The sequence below is a fragment of the Natrinema sp. HArc-T2 genome (assembly GCF_041821085.1).
GTDB lineage: Archaea > Halobacteriota > Halobacteria > Halobacteriales > Natrialbaceae > Natrinema.
In genome coordinates this window covers 616,516-634,107 of record NZ_JBGUAZ010000002.1, presented here as the reverse complement: position 1 = coordinate 634,107, position 17,592 = coordinate 616,516, and the positions used below count along the sequence as shown (strand labels likewise).

The window sequence follows — 17,592 nt, the reverse complement described above, 5'->3', positions numbered from 1 at the left end:
ACAGCCGGCGTGGGTGTGTGCGATCACAATTGAACGCCCAGTCACATATAAGGCCTCTGGATCGTCACGATCGGAAACCGATCGTGACAGCCAGAGTCCCAGGGAGGGTGTAATCCTACCTCCATGCCGGGAAACGGCCGGAGGGGACGTGGCGGCGTGCGCCACGTCGTTCGCATTCATATCGAGTGCCGGGCGTATATATAAGGCCATCGGACGAGACCGGTGACGGAAACCAGTACCATGCTATTTCTTTCCACGAGAATAGTATGTCAGAGACTGGTGGCCAGACGCACCGCTCACAGTTCGAGCCAACGTCGTAAAGCTGTCACGCGGGCGGAGGTCGGCCGGTCATCCCACCCTCGAAGGTACGGTCGGGCCGGATGATACCCGCGTGCGTCGTACTCGAGGGCGCATGCGCAAGAAAGTGTCGCGTCGGGGGCCGATGAGTGGGGGACGCATCGATGCCGATAAACCACGTGCGTCGTAAGGGACAGACGAATGGTCCGGGACCCGTTCGCTTCGGAGTCGACACCGTCCGCAGCGGAGATCTGCGCTGCGCTGGACGATCCCGACTGTCGTGAGATTATCCAAAATCTCGAGGAACCAATGACGGCGTCCGAGCTAACGAAGCGATGTGAGATCCCGCAATCGACGCTGTACCGAAAACTGGAGTTGTTGACCGAGGCGACGCTGCTCGAGGAGTCGACGGAGATTCGACAGGACGGCCACCACGCGAGCAAGTACTCGATCGCGTTCGACGAAATTTCCCTCGGGTTGGACGATGACCTGTCGCTATCGGTGCAGATCGACCGACCGGCACGGACGGCGGACGAACGACTTGCGGACCTGTGGTCGGAGGTGCGAAAAGAAACATGAATCCGCTCCCTGCCGGACCGATGGAGCTGACACTCGCGCTCGCGGTCGTCAAGACGCTCGTGCTCGTCGTCGGCAGCGTGATTACGTATTTCTCGTTCAAGGCGTACCGACGGACCAGACAGCGAGCACTCGGCTGTCTCACCGCCGGGTTTGGCCTCGTAACGCTCGGGTTCGTCCTTGCGGGAATGCTATACGAGTTACTCGGCGTGCACCTCGTGACGGGGATTCTTCTCGAGAGCCTGCTCGTGTTGGCCGGCTTTCTGGTGATCGCGTACTCGCTGTACGTCCAGTAACGACGAACCGATCGGTTATCGGTTCAGCGTGTGGATGGCGTGTCCGAGCGCGTTTTCGGCTGCTTCCATCACCGACTCCGAGAGGGTCGGATGGGCATGGACCGTCGCGGCGACGTCCTCGAGGGTCGCCCCCAGTTCGACTGCGAGCCCGAGTTCGGCGATCAGTTCCGAGGCTTCGGGGCCGACGATCGACGCACCCAGGACATAGCCATCCGCCTCGTCGGCGACGATTTTGACGAAGCCATCCGAGTCGCCGGTTGTCAGCGCGCGACCGCTTGCGCGAAACGGGAACTGACCGGTGACAGTCTCGAACCCGGCTTCCGCGGCCTCGGTTTCGGTCAGACCCACAGTGGCGATTTCAGGGTCGGTAAAGACGACGGCAGGCATCGCCTGGTGGTCGATGGCCGCCGGTTCGCCGGCGATCACTTCGGCGGCGACTTTCCCTTCCGCACTCCCTTTGTGTGCGAGCATCGGCTCGCCAGCGATATCGCCGGCAGCGAAGATGTGATCGACGGTCGTGCGTGCGCGCGAGTCGATTTTCACAAAGCCGCGATCGTCCGTCTCGACGCCGGCATCCTCAAGAGCGAGCGTGTCCGAAACTGGCTCGCGACCGACTGCTACCAGCACGTGGTCGGTATCGAGCATTAGCTGGTCGCCAGCAGCCTGTTCTCCACCATCCGTGGAAGCTGGCTCGGCGATCACACGGATTCCATCTTCATCACGGTCGCGCCACTCCGTGGCAGTGTAGCCGAATTCGAAATCGATCCCCAGTTCGTTCGCCCGCTTCTTGACTGGACGTTTGAGGTCGTCGTCGTACCCGGGGAGGATCGAATCGAGCATCTCGAGGACGGTCACGTCGGCACCCAGTTTGGCGAAGACGCTGGCGAGTTCCATCCCGATGTAACCGGCTCCGACAACGACCAGTGAGTCGGGGACCGAGTCGAGTGCAAGGGCCTGCCTCGAGTCAAGGACGGGCTCGTCGTCGAACTCGAAGTTCGGAATCTCGATGGGACGCGAGCCGGTCGCGACGATCGCGTGTTCGAACTCGAGGGTCTCCGAGCCCTGTCCCTCGCCGCTGTGAGAGACGCGGACGGTCTGGTCGTCGACAAAGCGGGCGGTCCCCTCGAGCAGCGTTACCTGATTGGCCTTACAGAGTTTCTCGACGCCGCTCGTGAGTTGGTCGACGACACCGTCTTTCCACTCGATCATTCCGGCGAGATCGATCGCGGGGTCGGCGTGGATTCCCATTGCCTCGGCGGTGGCGGCCTCGTGGGCGATGTCGGTGGCGGTGATCAGTGCCTTCGAGGGGATACAGCCGTAGTTCAGACAGGTTCCGCCGTAGGCGTCTTTCTCGACGAGCGTGACATCCAGATCGAGCTGTCCGGCACGAATCGCAGCCACGTAGCCGGCAGGGCCTGCGCCGATGACCAATACATCCGTACCAGTAGTAACGTCTCCAACGACCATTACGCGGAGAGACGGGACGGAGGATAGTGTAGGTATGCCTTGTCAACAGGCAAAAACGGAACGGAATCTCATAATTGTATTGACATCAAACACGGAGCGAGACGGGCAGTATGTTAGATACGATCAGTCGACGAGGACCGTGTCCTCGCCGAGCGTCGTCGTGCCGAGCGAGAACTGCCGTGTCGTCAAGCGGCTATTGATCCCCAGAAAGGTAGCACCGTCGAGACTGAGTCCGACGTCGAGTTCGACGACATCTGCACCGACGTGGGCCGGTTTCTCCGACGTAACGATCGACTCGACCGTGGTCCGCTCGGTGGCGGTTTCGAATGGCCCACAGAACACGACGAACGACTGTGGCCCTGCAGGGAGGGGATACTGGCGACGCACCGACTTGCGGTCGATACAGTCGAGATCGTCGTCAACGAAAAAGAACAGCCGATGACCCGAGGGAGTATCAGTGCTGGTCCCATCACCGCCATTAGTCGTCGCCGTCGATGACGTCTGATCGTCCATACCCGACGAAGCGACGTGGCGAAGCGTGAGTTCGAGCATCGATCGAAGGCCCGCTTTCGTGCCGCGTCGTTTGTACAGTTCCGGGGCCCGGGAGAGCAGTTCCCGGCGCGCGTCTTCGGGCCACTCGTCGTCGGGTTCGAGTGCAAGCCACTGCTCGAGCCACGAGAGGGCCTCGCTCGGCACGGCGTGGGGATCGAAGTAGCGACCGATCCGTTCGATCTCCGTTTCGATATCGACGAAGACGGACTCGAAGACGGAGAGATAGTGCGCTAAGAACGCAGCCGAACGATCGTCCTCCTGATACAGTTCCGGAAGATAGCGGAGATACGACTGGCGTGGACAGAACGCCGTCACCGAATCGATGCGTGGCGACGACTGTGGGCTTCCCTCGAGTTCGAGCGCAACGAACAGGTATCGACCGTCGGCGTTGCGTAACAGGATATCGTCCGGAGTTGCCGAATCGGCGGTCGTCCAGTCAGCGTCGGCGTGTGCCGCCAGCGTGTCGGTCGCCGCGTCCTGCCACGTCTGCACGTCCGACCGGGAACAATCTGGAAGTGCCGACGCGAGCCGGGCGGGATCACTGTTGGCGAGGCCCCACACGGACGTGATCTGCAGTTCGTACAGGGCGTCGACAGCGTCGGTCGGGACAACCTCGAGGTCGTCTATCCCGCCACCGACGGGCACAGGACGGTTCGTCGCGGCGTAGCGAACTCGAATCTGCGTACTCGCGGTCGTCTGGGAGTGTTCGAGCGCAAGACGGTGCCACTGGGTATCGTCCGCGCCGGAGTCGTATCGATAGAACGCAGTACCGAGGTAACGTTCTCGTCGTGGATGGCGGACATGCTGGCGTCGTTCGCGGAGCAGCCGACCGTGCCCGTTCGGACCGGTAGCTGCGTAGACCAGCCGGTCGTCGGATGAGAGCAATCGTGCGACGAGCGTTCGACACGGGTTCTCGAGGCGGTGGCGCTCGTGAAACGATCCCGACTCGAGATCCCGTTCGAACAGTGCTCGACATCCGTTTTCGAGACAACCGGCGACGAAGAGCGTGCCGTCGGCCAGCGATAGCGCGGTCGGCGCGAACGGACCGTTCGCCGTAACGAACGCGGCGCTCGTAATCGGGAACCGGTCGTCGTAGTCGCCGTCTGCGGCGCCGACGGATCGAATGACCGGATCGCCGTCGGTGCGCTCGAGCACGTATCCACGACCGTCAGCGTCGACAGCGAGGTCGACCGGATCGACGAGAGCAGTGCTTCGGGTGATGGTGGTACCGGTATCCTCCCCGACGATTCGGATCCGACCAACGCTGTCGAGAAGAAAGAGAGTTCCGTTCGCGTAGGCGATCCGGATCGGATCTATCGCGTCCGTCTCGATCGTCCCGATCGTCCGCTGAAGCTGGGCTGAAACGACGGTAACGGAACCGTCAGTACCGTCCGCGACGAAAACCCGGTCGCCGTCGACACAGAGTGCACAGGGAGTAGCGACGACACTGCCGGAGCGGTCCCAGAGGCGATGCGTGAGGCCGGATGTCGGGTCATGTCGAGAGAGCGAGCCTGACGAGCGAAGCGTATACAGGATACCGCTCGAGTCGATCGCTACGTCAACGACATCTTCTGCGATCATCGACCGATCGATGGCAGTCGTCGTCGCTAGTTCCATTCCGCCATCACGGACATCGGTATTCCGACCGATCCACTCCTGCCAATCAGCGGTGCTCGTCGTCGTCGCGTACGAAAAGTCCACGCGTTATTCACCTCCAGTGGCCGAGTCAGGCCGAATCGAAAGGGACGTCGTCACGTCTTCGACGGCGAACAATGCGGTGTCGTCGATATGGACAGCACCGTCGTCGACCGTCGCACCGCCGTGGGCGGTGATGGCGACCTCATCAATCCGGTCGATCACGTCCAGCTCTGTGAGCCGGTCGATCACGTCGGAGCGGTATAGTGTGTGGCCAAAGGGCCACCCATCGCCCCCATCACCAGTCAGTGGATGGATGAATTCCTCGATTGCAGTCCGGACAGCGACATCGTGGCCGCTACCAGCGTATCGTGCCCTGGCATGTCCAGTAACCTCGATTTCGAGGCCGACGTACTGGGGACCGGTTACGCACACGCGATCGCTCAGCAGTTTTCGTTCCGCGACGTGCTGGCGAACGGCACGGACGAATCCCTCGCTCGGTTCCGGCGCGCCGACATCGGGCGGTGCGAAGGGAACGACGACGACGGTGATCTCGTCGTCCTCGACGAGTACGTTCGTCCGACCGATCCGAAGTCCGGGCGTCTGTGCGGCAATCGAGCGGTAATCGTCGGCAGTGACTGCCCGAGATGGGGTCCGGCGAGCGCGTCGAACACGGGTGAGTGCGTCGTCGATCGACTCCCCATCGGAGCCGCCGGTCGCCGCACCTAGTGGAACCAGATCGATGTCAGCGCCGTCGACTGGTCCCTCAATCGAGACGGTCGGGTCGGAGACGTGCCACGCGGCGGTCGTCGGAACGTTCCCCGCCGCACCGCCACCAGCGACGTAGTCGGCGACGATGGAGGCGTCAGCAGGTGGAACACGACCCGTGATTCCGTCGCCGAACGTGATGGTTCCGCCCTCCCGATCAAGGACGAAATGGTCATCGTCGGGACCCGACGCATCGAAGTCCGGAACCTCGTGCCACCGATGACCGTCGACGAATACCGTCACAGAAAGCACCGGCGACCGCTCGAAGGCGTAGGTCTGGCCATCGAGTGCCGGCACATCGTCGAGGCGATCGACGGTCGTCAGTTCCTCGTCGGTCACCGACAGGCGGTGGCTAACCGAGACGACGTTCGGTTCGATGGCGTCAAACTGCGGCGGGATCTCGTATCCAGCCGTCTCGAGACGACAACGGAGCCAGGTCCGTGCCGACGACTGATTGTCAGCCGGGAGCTCGAGACTGTCAGCGTCGTTCTCGGACGCCAACCTATCGTCGGGCAGCGCCAGCGTGAGCTGGCCGTCCCGATAGAACGCGTTCGTTCCGTCGGCCTCCACGACGAGCCGTCGCCACGCGTCGTCGTCTTCGTGGCGATACTCCCAGGCCGGATCAACGGAGGGTGTAAACGACGGCTCGATCGATCCGTGCGTCACCGGGTCGGACAGGTCCTCGTCGTGATAGCGAACAGTCAGAGTCAGCGTTCGCGCGTGAGCGAACGGATCGACGTCGAATCCCAGATAGAACGCGTCTCCGGCGGCAGGGTCGTCGCCGAACGCACGGTAGAACATTCCGTCAGTCCGGTTTGCGTGCGTATTATCGGTTTGTCCAGTATCGGTCACCGTCAGCACACACTCGAGCGTCGCCGCCGTCAGGGTGACTGGGTGGTCGGTTTCGAACCAGTAGCGTGCATCGCCATCGTCGGCCTCAGTGGCCGAAAGCCGCATCCCAGCCGGAACGTGCGCCCACGCAGTATCGGTTGGGAGTTGTAATCGCAGTCGCGTTGATGCCGGCGTCGGCGGTCGTCGGCGCTCGCCCAGCAACGCGAGATATTTCTCGCGGTGGTCGTCCGTCACTCTATCGAGCTGATAGATGTACGTTTCCGTCAGCCAAGCCAGTACCTCGAGGATCGCAACACCGGGGTCGTGGGGGTTAAGATCGGTCCACTCCTCGGCGTAGGCCGGAATCAATTTCGTGGCCTCGGTCAGAATCTCCTCGTAGGTTCTGTCGTCGAGTTCCGGAACGTCAAGTCCCACAGTTGTCACCTCCAACGACGTGGAGATCGAGAGAGCAACTCGGTCTCCGAATCCGCACTCGGCGGCTCGTTTGAATCACTGATGTTCACCTCCCGCCATCGAGACGCTCACCTCGTGTGTACCGCTACAGACGAGCGCATCCGGTGGAAGCGACGACATCGTCTCCCGTCCGGATCGCGACGTGAGGTCGCCATCGGCCTCGACCGTCACGTCGAGATCGTTCACAGCAGCGACGTGTTTGGTATCAGTAACGGTATCGAGAAGCGCATCCACAGACGGCCTCGTACCGAAGGCCCATCCCTCGCCACCGTTTCCGTCGAGCGGATGCAAGAACTCGTCGAGTCGCCGTTCGATGGCCTCTTTGAGTAACGAGACGCTCGTTGCATCGGCCGGAGACAGCGAGACCGACACTGACACCGACACCTCGGCGTACGTCGGGCCACGGACGACGATTCGGGACGCGTCGGATTCGACGAGCGACGCGGGTGCGCGTTCGCGTACCGCATCACGAATCCGTTGCTCGAGTTCCATCGATGGCATCGGTTTTTCCCGTCTGACATCCGGAACGATCAATAGGACGATATTGCCGTCGTCAGCCACACCACACGGGTTACAGGCGACTTTCGCTAATTCTCGAAACACCGCAGTAGCCACCTGCTCGTAGTCGGACGGGGTGACTGCCCGGCCCTGATGTTTGAGGTGGGTTGTGGTGCGGGACACAAGCGCATCTCTGGGTTCGGTGTCAACGCCACCGTCTGCGGGTTTCGGGTTCGAGACGTCCGTAACCAGCGGGATCGAACTCGTAAGATCAGTGATCGTGTCGGTCGCGACGTTCCCATCTCGGCCACCGCCAGTCGTATACGTCACAGTGATATTTCCCTGTCCAGCCGGGGGGATTCGTCCCTGGTTTCCATCGCCGAAGCTGACGGTTCCATCGATTCTGTCGACGACGAAGTGTCGATCCGTCGGCGCTGAATCCAGCATGTCTGCGACCTGCTGCCACCGGACCCACCACTCCGTCACGTCACCGCTTGCGTCAGTAACGCGTCGAACGTCCTCGGGACGGGTGGCCAGGAGGTCACGCCGCTCGCTAGTTGACAGCGTCTCGAGCTCATCGACCCACACGTCGATGTCGATAACTGGCGCATGGGCACACGCAAACGACTGATCGTGTGATCCGTCGCTCGAGCCGAGGACCTCGTCTTCGACCGTCCTGGTGTTGAAAGCCCACTGTGTGTTCGGATACAGTCCCTCGAGGGTTGGCGGAGCCGTCGTTTGACGCAGTCGGTCAGTCTCGCCAGCCGATCGTGTCGACCGCGCGTCGGTGTCCAGACGTCGGTCGAATTCGTCTTGCGTAACGCGGGCTCGGATCCAGTGGCGCTGTCGACCGAAGAGTTCGAATTCGGTCGTCGGTTCGGGAAACGTCAGCCTGACGAGACCGCGTTCGGTCAAGCCGGCGGTCCGGTCTTGCACCGTGAGTTTCGACCAGTCGCGCGTGTCTGGGTCCGAACAGTACTCCCAGCGCATGCCGGGGTCAAATGAACGCGGATACGTGCTGTCCTCGATCGAGACGAAAACAGAGAGTGGTCCATCGCGAAGCGTGCCATTAAAACCGAGATACAGCGTCTGCGTCTCGTCGGGTAGTTTCACAAACGGCGTCAGTGACCCGCCGTATTCCGGGGATACGCTGTTTAGAGACGCGTTGTTCTTCGTACGGATCGCCTCGAACGGCTGTTGGTTGCAGTCATAATGGATCGACACACCGCCAAAGCGTGGCGGGTTGGGCGAATCGGCGAGCGATCCGCGTGCGCCGGCATCGGTGACACCGAGTGATGGCTGACCGTAGTTCCCGCGGACCAGCCGAGCGCGGATCCAGACGCTTTCGTGGCCCGACACCGCCGTCGACTCGATGTCCGCAGGGACCGAAAAGCGAACACGACCGGCAGTTTGCAAATCGTTCGTCTCGTCTGCGAGGACGGGCAAACGACTCCAGCCGCTGCCGGTCCAGTACTCCCAGGAGAGTTCCGGTGGCCCATCGAGTACCCCGGCACCCTGAATCGATGATCCGTCCTCGCCGTGGTCGGTGACATCGACGGTGACCTCCTCGATTGCGTCGGGGTCCGCTACGGCAGTGGCCCCGTCCACATCGGGGTCGGCAGGTGGCTCGAGCCGTATCTCGACGATTGCACCTCGTTTGGTAAACGCCTCCTCGGACGCGACGTAAAACGTCGAAGGGGGGTGTGGCAATCGTCCGAGTGGCCAGATATTACTCTCAGCGTCCGTCGAGAGAGGCACGTCGTTCGACAACAAACGATCGGGAACGAGCGCGTCCTCGCGTGTGTCGCGACCGGTGCTGGCCGAGATTGACTGGAGGCGCATCGAGAACGACTCGAAATCGGCTCCGTCGCCGGCGATTCGGCAGCGAAGCCAGCGACTCTCGACGCCGTCGACGGTGTGGTGAACCGTCTCACCGGGGAGCCGAAATCGAAGTTCGACCCGATCGTCGTCAGCCCGTGACGACGCCTCAGACTGCAGTCGCTTCCGGAGTGCATTGAGACCGGAGTCGTCATCGACCGATGGAGCGCGATTCCACTGCTCGAGTGGCTGCCAACCGACCGTCCCATCGTCGGCTTCACCGTAATACTCCCAGACGAGCTCAGTCTCGAGAACGGATCTGTCAACGGTCGTCTCGACCGTTATCGTGATCGGAGAGCCGGCCTCGAGCGTGAGGAGATCGTCGTGGGCCAGATACAGAACGTGTTCCTGAAGGGTTTCACCGGAGAACAGTTCGACGGACTCGTCGCCAGTTCGGCGCTCGCTGTGATCGACGATTCGATCTGCGGACGGATCGACCGCGATCACATCCGTCAGCGACGCGCCGGTCGCTTCGAATCCGCCGTCCTGTGGGAGCTCGAAGAGTTGTGTCGGTCCGTCGTTTGGTTCCGCGACTGCTTGCGTCCCACCGGGGATCGCAACGTTGCGATCGATGTCGGTCGACACCTCGAACGTCAACGGGAGCCGCGCAGCCTGTGGCGGTCGTCTGTCGAATCCGAGCGTGTCGAGGAACGCGAGTCGGTGTTTTGCAGGCATATCGTTCAACCGCTGGATCACGTCTCGACCGAGGTGCGAGAAGATCCGCAACAGAACCGTCGCGTTGTCGTCCGTTGACGGACCCCAGGATTCGGTGTACTGTGCTGCAAGCTCCCGTAACTCGGCATACAACGCTTCCCGGTCTCTGTCGTCAACGATCGGGCGTTGGCTCATCCATCACCCTCGGTGATGTAGAACGGATACACCATATTCGAGAGGCTATTGGTCGTTCGTACCCGGTACTCGATCCCGATGCGGACTACGCTCGGCTGCTCGTCGTCCAGCCGTGCGTCGACGTCTTCGATGTCGATTCTGGGCTCCCACCGGACGAGCGCTTCACGAACGCTACTTTCGATGACGTTCAGTGTTGCCGGCGTCACGGCCGAAAACACGTGGTCGTGAATTGCACAACCGAATTCGGGCCGCATCACCCGCTCACCTTTGGCGGTCCCGAGAATAATACGGATCGCGTCCCGGATATCGTCTTCGGCGTCGGCGGTCCGAACTGAGCCTCGAGGGTCCGTCTCCACTGGAAACGCCCAGCCCGTTCCGAGAAATGTATCCGACATGAGTCAGCCGATCAGGACTGTTTGACACCCGCTTGTGATCGTATTCGGCGGGCCGCTTTCAACGATCGTATCGCCCATCCGCGCGGCGGGCATCCCGTTGATCAACACGCTTGTACTGCCCTTCGAGACGGTGCCACCCACGTGAGGGACGGCTCCCGTAACGAGCGGACACGTGTGGACGTCAACTAGCGCCCGCCATGCGGGCCGCGTCCCGATCAGGACGTTCGGACTGGCTGTCCCGGTAAGTGGTGTCCCGTGTGCTGTCTGATCACCGAGCCTCGCTGCAGGCTTCATGATTCTCTTAGTTAATTCAATTCAATTAAACTTCCCTTAATTTTTACTATTCCAGCCCCATCGATATCGAGCATCGACCCGGAGAGCGAGAGTTTTGCCTTGCTGTCGACATCTATCGGCCCGTTCCCCGAGATCGTGACTCCCTTCGTACCCGAGATCGTCACCGAATTTCCATCGAGAGCGATCGTCGATGCCGACAGCGATAGTTCTGATTTCGCGTCGATCTCGACCGCACCACTTGCCGAGTCGAGCGTGAGACTATTGTCGGCGTCTGCGTCGCAGATCCGGATCGTCTCGGAAGCTCCCGAATCGTCGATCACGATCTCGTTGCCGCCAGTCGTCCGAATCGTGATGCTGCCATCGTCGGCGTCGTCAAACGCGATGACGTGATCACTACGGGACCGTATCTCGCGGATATCGTTTTTCCCGTCGTCGTTCGTCTGCGGTGGTTTCTGCGTGCCGTTCCACAGCGCACCGATGACAAAGGGCCTGTGAACGTCGCCGTTCTCGAACGCGACCAGCACTTCGTCGTCGATCTCCGGCAGAAAGTAGGTGCCGTACTCGGTACCTGCCATCTCGGTCGCGATCCGAGCCCAGTGGCTCTCGTCGTCGGCGTCACGCCACGGGAACCGGAGCTTCACCCGACCGAGGTCCTTCGGGTCCTCGTTGTCCGTCACGATCCCGATAGCGACGCCGCGGATGCCACCGTCGTCCGTGCCACCGCCATCGATGAATCCGGTAGGTCTCACGAAGATACCTCCGTTACGTCGAACGACGTTCGATAGCCAGCGCTCCCCATCCGGTGGGTCGCATCGGTTACGTAGTAGTCCGACGAGAAGCGCTCGCCCAGTTCCTCGAGTCGGACGACGGCACCGGCCCTGATCGTCGGCGTGCCGTCGGCCTCACCGTGGCCGGTGATGACGCCGTTGGAGAATCGATTCAGCTTCGTTTCGGCGACTCGTTCCGCTTCGTTCCGTGACATGGCTTGGACTCGAAACACTTCCTTGTAGTTCGCGTTCGGGCTACCGGCGGTGGCGACGATTTCCGATTTGTTCTGGCCGTCCCAGCTCCGAACCTCGACTTCGTCGACCTGCGTTCGTTGTGTGATCTCTGCATAGAAATCGTGGAGTGCCTCGCCGTACCACAGTTCGGCGACCGGTTCGTCATCCTCGGCTTTCGCCGAGTGGGGCCGAAACCGGACGGTATCCCGTTCGGCATAGAACTCGAATCCGTAGGTCTCGGCCAGCTGCTGGACGAACCGGTAATCGCTTTGTCCGTCCTGGATCAGCGTTTCGCGGTTGATCGCCGCGTCCGAGACGTCGACCGTCGAAAACGAGTACGACGATAGCACGTCCGTGACGACCTCTCCGACCGTGGTCTCCGTCCACGACTCCGAACTCGTTCCTTGCATGAGCTCCCAGAGTAGCCCGTAGCCGGAGACCGTAACCGACGGTCCTCGATCGGTCGTGAACTCGGCGTTGATCGATCGAATCGAGCCAGTTAGCAACGGTGTCAGGGTTCCGTCGCCGCCATACCCCATCGCGATTTCGATGGCCGTCCCGATTGCGAAATCGTCCCACGTCAGCCCGCTGAACTCGCCGAGTTCCTCGTCGAACGGAAAGTTGAGCGTGAACGAAAACCGGTCCGCGCCGTCGAGCGTCGTCTCGACGACGAGATCTGCGATTCGACCGCCCGGTTCCTGAAACGTCGTATCACCGACATCGACCCTGAACCGCGGCGAGTAGCGTGGCTGAATGCTCGTTCCAGTCTGCATAGCTACAATGGCGGTAACTCGAGCGTGTCGCCCGTCTCGATCGCGCGGGGATTCTCGATATCGTTGTGGTTCGCGATGGTCCGCCAGTGTGCGGCGTCGCCGTACTCCTCGGCAGCGATCAACCAGAGAGTGTCGCCGTCAGTGACCGTCCAGACCTTGGTCTTGTCCGTCGACTCCGGAGACACCTCCGACTTGTGATAATCGGCTGTCTTGTATTCCTTGAACACGACGTTCACTCGAGCGCGGATGGGAACGCCACTCGGGAGGAACTTCGTGAACTGTTTGTTCGCCCGCTGGAGCAACGCCGTGAAATCGATCCCATCGCCCCAGACGAACCGACACACCGGCGGCGCGTGTAACTCCCCGTCGACCGACAGGAGCGTATCGATGTGCTGTGTGTATCGCTCGCGGACATCCACCTGCTTCGTATCGGGCGACCCGTTCGAATCGAGTTCATCGGTCGTGTCGAAAAACAGTTCCATCGACAGTGTTTCAGCGTTCCCATCGACGAACTGCATGATCGACGCTCCCGACCCCGTTGCCTTGAGTTCGCCGTAGTTGACGCTCTTTTCGACCGTGTAGGCATTCGGGTTAAACGCACACTCGATCGTTTCGCCCTTCTGTTTCCCGTTGACGATCATGAGCTGGGCTTTCTCGAGTTTGCCGCTCCGGGCACTCATCTACAGCCCCCTCCGGTCGCGCTCGATCCTGAGTTTCCGCTCGAGTTTCCGATAGAGTTCCTGGACGGCACGATCGACATCGGCGTCGAAGCGTGGGTCAGTGCCCGATGGCACGTCGACGCCATCGAAGCGGTGCCCGTGGTGGTGAGTCGAGTCAGGAGCGGGATCGATCGATAGCCCCGGTCGTTGGATCGGTGATTGTCGTGTTTCGTCCGGCCAGGGATGTCCGTCGTCACGACTCCCAGATTGCCCACGATGTGCCGAGCCCGGATTCGGATCGGTATCCGAACGGAACGCTGCTTGCGTTCGGTCGCTATCGTCATCGGCTGGCGCTGCATGTTCCGGCCCCCAGCGCTGGTGTCGATCCTGCCTGAGATTCCGACTGGAACGCCGTGGGCTGGAGCCACGAGAGGCTCCAGTCGACGCGGCTGTCGAGTTCGACACATCGTCAGTCAGTCGATGCGACCTGTCCCGATCGACGGATGGCATATCCGCATCTGCCGTTGTTCGGTACGTCAATGAGGGACGTTCTGTTCCTGCGTTCGGTCGCAGCCCTACTTCCATTTTATTTTCTTCTATTAATTCAACACTATTATTTGTTGTTCTATACATCCGGTTCGAAGTATATTCCACCCACCGTCCGCGTGACGGCGAATCTAGTGCCGTCACGATAGCTTCCGAGCCGTACTCTCGAGGAGGGTATACAAGCGACGGAGCCCCCAGACGATCGTTCTCGAGTCGGGGTTCGTCGAGCGATCGACGCGCCGAAGAGTCCGCCGTCGACAACCGCCGCCGCAGACGGCGGCTGGGTTGGAACCGCCGATTCCTGAAGTTGGCTGGGCTCGCGATCGACAGACGGGGCTGTGGAGCCGTAACCGAGTCGGCAGTATCGATACCGACACGGTCATCAGTTTCGTCGACGGTGGCCGCGACTGGGAGCTTCAAGGCGAGAGACCCGACGTAATCTAGCTGAGAGACGACGGGGGCTCGGGAAGCCGCCGTCCACAGGGTAGAGTGCGAGGATCGTCTTGTCGTCCGAAAGAGACGAGGCGACACTGTCCGATCACCGCACTTGGGCCACACGGGTTCACGTGACGGCACGCCAGCGTCGCTCAGGTCAGGAATCGAACGATCGGTACGTAGACGAGTCCGATCGCCAGCAGGCCGGTATCGGTGTCGACTCGTTGCCACGGTCGGCTCCGAACGTGTCGTTCGAGGAAGAGTGACAGCGACACGAGACGGTGAGACAGCAGGGCGCGTCGGCGAGAGCGGTGCCGTTCCGTCCTGCAGATTACGACCCCGATCGTCGGCACCGGTCGAACAAGCACCGCAATCGCCACGAATTTCTATCCCAATCACGGACGGTGGGCCCGATCGTGGGCCGCTCCTCGGCGGCGCAATCGAATCCGAGGGCAACTCGACGACATCGAACGCAGTCGATACGTCCGCTGATCGACCGCCACCCACCGAGACGCGTCTCTCACCACGTTGTTTGCGCTGTATCCACGACGAGTGCTGTCGTCGGGTTGTCTCGTTGATCCCAAGCGGTGGTGATCGAACGCCACAGGTCGGGTCGATCCCGTTTCGACCATGCCCGCTCGGCTCGTATCCATGCCGTGAGTGAGACGATTCCCGCGATGTCCGTGCGCTCGATTGCAGTCTTGCGACGAGGTGTCGATCGCTCGAGGCCGGTCGTCCTGAACCGGCTATCGGTCCCGACGATTCGATCATCGTGAGCGCCGTTGCTGTCGTCCTGTCGGACAAGCGGGAATGCGATCGGTCGTCAGTAACCGTTGGGGGCACCAGCAGCCGGGAACTCGCGTCGAGTTCGTTTTCACCCGGTCGGTCGCGCTGGACAGGCATTGTGCCGAATGCACCGCCGCGAGCGAGGGGGTTCGACTGGTAGAGCCCTCGGATCTCAGATACCGAATCCGTGGAGCCAGCGCTAACAGCCCTGTTCCTGATTCGATCGGCGGCAATTCGCATTCGAGACGCCGTGTCGGACGGGTTCACGTATAGAGATCTGTTCGGTGTGGTCACGGTTTCCCACAGACCAACCACGGTATCGTCGATGCGCCCAGTTTCGCGTCGTAAACGGCGAGAGCGTTCTGGTCGCTGGATCGATGACCGTACCACTCGCAACGCTGAGAGAGGCCGGGGCGAGAGGCGAACGCTGTCGTCGCTGTGGGACTTCCGTTCGGTCATCATATTGACCGCACGCTCGAGGGCGCGGTGCGAACCGAGGTGCGACACTGCTCGAGCGGATCGCGGAGCGGCGAGCCGTCCCAACGACATTGCTGGTTGTGACACTTGTTGTGGCCAGCGTCGTTCAACCGGTGACACTCCGTGTGCAGTGGTGGCCGAGTTCGTTTTCACGGAGACCGGCTGTTGTCGGTCTGATCGGCTGCTATCGGCATGGGTCGCACTGACCGAAGACGAGACGGCCCTCGGGATCGGAGATCGCCTCCGGATCGACCGAACCGAACCGACACCATCTCCCTCGACTGCCCCCTCCATGCTCGGTCTGCGTGCGATCAGTCCGACAGCAGCGTCGCTCTCGGATCGAATCGACAGGAGACGGCGAGGTTGGCGAGCACGATCCGATGGCGCTCGCTCGTCGGTTCGTGATCGCACTTCGTTAGTGCGACGCTGTGTGTCGGGCCCGGGGTTGTGGCGAATACGTCGGCTATCGAATGGAGTGGACAGACCCGCGGTCGGCGAGGCGGTTCCCGACGGATGGACGGGGTCAGCCCCGGTTACACGCTGTAAACGAAGCGGATGCTGGCTGGCGGTGCCACCAGAGACATTGCGATCCTGATGAGTGGGCGGCGGCAGCCACAACCGACTGCGTGGGACACGAGAGCCATGAGTGTCGATCGACAGCCACATCGGCACTGTGGGCGGGGTAGCCGTTCGCTGTGACTCACTCGTAACGACGCGGGAAGTCGAAGCCGTTGGCGCTCGAGCCACTGGATTGCGGGCCGTTCGAGCGTATCGGACCGGCGTGTGCACACCTCGAGACACGACCGAAACGAGACGAGACTGCGCGGGGATCGGTCCCTCGTGTGGCGCAATCGAAGCGGTCAGTTCGAGGCGTGGCTGCTTCGGACTCCGATCGGTGCTCGTCGTGAACGATGTCGACCGGTGGGACGAGAACGGCGAGCGCAATCGAGACACACAGTGAGGGTGAGAGACGGTATCTAGTGTATCGAACCCTCTAGGTGGACGGTCGCGTGTCCGAGCGTGTCGGTCGTCGGAAGAGCGGGCGGCGAGAGGATCGAGACCGCCACGTGCACGATCGTTCCGTCGCGGACGATACTGGCACAACGCCAGTCCATCGCGCCGTCGCATCGAACGGTGCCAGATAGGAGTGTGTCGATTGTCGGCCACAGCATCTGTCACCGTGTGTCGATCCGTCATCCAGACGGTCGAACCAGCCTCAGAGAGCCGACTCTGTCCGCTGTCGTCTGCGGGTGGAGCCACACCTCGTGTCTCGGTCCGCTCGGGTCGCGCGATTGGATCCGTTGTACCGTCATAAAGGCCAGTCTGCTGGACTACAAGCTCGAGCGTCGTATCGGAACGGTCGACGACGTGGCTCGAGGGAGCGTGACCGGCGGACGGGTCAGCAGTCTCGTCGATCGACGGCACGGTTCGAGTGGCGAGTGCGTGTGACCAGCCGCATCCAGCCACGTTGGGCATGACTATCGCTCGTCCGCTGTCATCCGAGACGAGGGAGTCTAGTTGCTCCGTACCGACTCCCGTGAACATCGATCGTCTCACCCCCGTCGGAGACCGTCGCTTCCGTCGTCGTGTCCGCTTTGCATCGGTCCAGAGTGACTCGGTCGGTCGTCGTGACGCTGCACCCGAGTTACCCACCGTGTCGGTGGCCGAACGAGGAGCACGTATCGGCTCGATGGCGGACTGATTGTGGATACCGCCAGACTGGTCGGTACAGTTCAGATAGCTTGCTGGGATGACAGCCGAACCCGAACTCTTGCGATGTCCTGTTTTCGTCCCGGTTAACGGAGACGGAGCCACGACCGAAACCGCCGACTCGTCTCCCAGCCCGTCATCAGGACGTGTCAGAAGAGGTAACCGAAACAACAACTCGACCGGACTCCGTTTCCGGGCAATACGGACACCGAGTCCGCCGGCCAATCGATCGGGCGCCAGCGTCGCGATCGCCGTGACGCTGGACTCGAGTCGAGCGGGCGATCGACGGTCGTTCGACTCGATTCCTATCGACGAATCGTCCGTCGTCGGCTGCTGGCGAAGTACGCTGATCTCTCGCAGTGTCGACTCGCATTCGAGATCGTCACATAGCATGG

The 17,592-nt window shown here is 61.6% G+C and carries 12 protein-coding genes; 2 read left to right on the top strand and 10 right to left on the bottom strand.

Annotated elements, in window-relative coordinates; translation table 11 throughout:
* Nucleotides 1–498 precede the first annotated feature (498 nt).
* Both ACERI1_RS07620 and ACERI1_RS07615 read left to right on the top strand, forming a co-directional pair.
* Nucleotides 499–876: a helix-turn-helix domain-containing protein gene (locus ACERI1_RS07620; protein WP_373617485.1), complete on the top strand. Its 378-nt coding sequence runs from the start codon at nucleotides 499–501 to the stop codon at nucleotides 874–876.
* A complete protein-coding gene (locus ACERI1_RS07615) occupies nucleotides 873–1,169 on the top strand; it encodes a hypothetical protein (protein ID WP_373617483.1) in 297 nt (98 codons plus the stop codon). The genes ACERI1_RS07620 and ACERI1_RS07615 overlap by 4 nt, the downstream gene beginning before the upstream one ends.
* 15 nt (nucleotides 1,170–1,184) lie before the next feature.
* On the opposite strand, the gene lpdA is transcribed toward ACERI1_RS07615, so the two are convergent.
* From lpdA to ACERI1_RS07565, 10 genes are all read right to left on the bottom strand, one after another.
* Complete coding sequence (gene lpdA / locus ACERI1_RS07610) at nucleotides 1,185–2,636, bottom strand: dihydrolipoyl dehydrogenase (RefSeq protein ID WP_373617482.1); 1,452 nt, start codon at nucleotides 2,634–2,636, stop codon at nucleotides 1,185–1,187.
* Nucleotides 2,637–2,759: 123 nt separating this feature from the next.
* Complete coding sequence (locus ACERI1_RS07605; RefSeq protein WP_373617481.1) at nucleotides 2,760–4,889, bottom strand: phage tail protein; 2,130 nt, start codon at nucleotides 4,887–4,889, stop codon at nucleotides 2,760–2,762.
* 3 nt (nucleotides 4,890–4,892) lie between these two features.
* Nucleotides 4,893–6,866: a putative baseplate assembly protein gene (locus ACERI1_RS07600; protein WP_373617480.1), complete on the bottom strand. Its 1,974-nt coding sequence runs from the start codon at nucleotides 6,864–6,866 to the stop codon at nucleotides 4,893–4,895.
* A gap of 66 nt (nucleotides 6,867–6,932) precedes the next feature.
* Entirely contained in the window at nucleotides 6,933–10,121 is a 3,189-nt protein-coding gene (locus ACERI1_RS07595; protein ID WP_373617479.1) for a putative baseplate assembly protein, read from the bottom strand.
* Nucleotides 10,118–10,516: a GPW/gp25 family protein gene (locus ACERI1_RS07590; RefSeq protein ID WP_373617477.1), complete on the bottom strand. Its 399-nt coding sequence runs from the start codon at nucleotides 10,514–10,516 to the stop codon at nucleotides 10,118–10,120. Before ACERI1_RS07590 ends, ACERI1_RS07595 begins: the two co-directional genes overlap by 4 nt.
* 3 nt (nucleotides 10,517–10,519) lie before the next feature.
* The gene (locus tag ACERI1_RS07585) at nucleotides 10,520–10,810 is read right to left on the bottom strand and encodes a PAAR domain-containing protein (RefSeq protein WP_373617476.1); all 291 of its coding nucleotides are present in this window, start codon (nucleotides 10,808–10,810) and stop codon (nucleotides 10,520–10,522) included.
* An 11-nt stretch (nucleotides 10,811–10,821) separates the two neighbouring features.
* Nucleotides 10,822–11,559, bottom strand: coding sequence for a phage baseplate assembly protein V (locus ACERI1_RS07580; protein ID WP_373617475.1), 738 nt, complete (start codon nucleotides 11,557–11,559; stop codon nucleotides 10,822–10,824).
* Nucleotides 11,556–12,584, bottom strand: coding sequence for a phage late control D family protein (locus ACERI1_RS07575; RefSeq protein ID WP_373617474.1), 1,029 nt, complete (start codon nucleotides 12,582–12,584; stop codon nucleotides 11,556–11,558). The genes ACERI1_RS07580 and ACERI1_RS07575 overlap by 4 nt, the downstream gene beginning before the upstream one ends.
* 2 nt (nucleotides 12,585–12,586) lie before the next feature.
* The gene (locus ACERI1_RS07570) at nucleotides 12,587–13,264 is read right to left on the bottom strand and encodes a LysM peptidoglycan-binding domain-containing protein (protein ID WP_373617472.1); all 678 of its coding nucleotides are present in this window, start codon (nucleotides 13,262–13,264) and stop codon (nucleotides 12,587–12,589) included.
* Nucleotides 13,265–16,464: 3,200 nt separating this feature from the next.
* Nucleotides 16,465–16,602, bottom strand: a complete 138-nt coding sequence (locus ACERI1_RS07565; RefSeq protein WP_373617471.1) for a hypothetical protein — start codon at nucleotides 16,600–16,602, stop codon at nucleotides 16,465–16,467.
* Nucleotides 16,603–17,592: the final 990 nt, after the last annotated feature.

Bases quoted from the DNA above. Each gene is read 5' to 3' on its own strand.
- ACERI1_RS07620 (WP_373617485.1), top strand. From the start codon at position 499: ATGGTCCGGGACCCGTTCGCTTCGGAGTCGACACCGTCCGCAGCGGAG.
- ACERI1_RS07615 (WP_373617483.1), top strand. From the start codon at position 873: ATGAATCCGCTCCCTGCCGGACCGATGGAGCTGACACTCGCGCTCGCG.
- lpdA (WP_373617482.1), bottom strand. From the start codon at position 2,636: ATGGTCGTTGGAGACGTTACTACTGGTACGGATGTATTGGTCATCGGC.
- ACERI1_RS07595 (WP_373617479.1), bottom strand. From the start codon at position 10,121: ATGAGCCAACGCCCGATCGTTGACGACAGAGACCGGGAAGCGTTGTAT.
- ACERI1_RS07590 (WP_373617477.1), bottom strand. From the start codon at position 10,516: ATGTCGGATACATTTCTCGGAACGGGCTGGGCGTTTCCAGTGGAGACG.
- ACERI1_RS07585 (WP_373617476.1), bottom strand. From the start codon at position 10,810: ATGAAGCCTGCAGCGAGGCTCGGTGATCAGACAGCACACGGGACACCA.
- ACERI1_RS07575 (WP_373617474.1), bottom strand. From the start codon at position 12,584: ATGCAGACTGGAACGAGCATTCAGCCACGCTACTCGCCGCGGTTCAGG.
- ACERI1_RS07570 (WP_373617472.1), bottom strand. From the start codon at position 13,264: ATGAGTGCCCGGAGCGGCAAACTCGAGAAAGCCCAGCTCATGATCGTC.
- ACERI1_RS07565 (WP_373617471.1), bottom strand. From the start codon at position 16,602: ATGGACTGGCGTTGTGCCAGTATCGTCCGCGACGGAACGATCGTGCAC.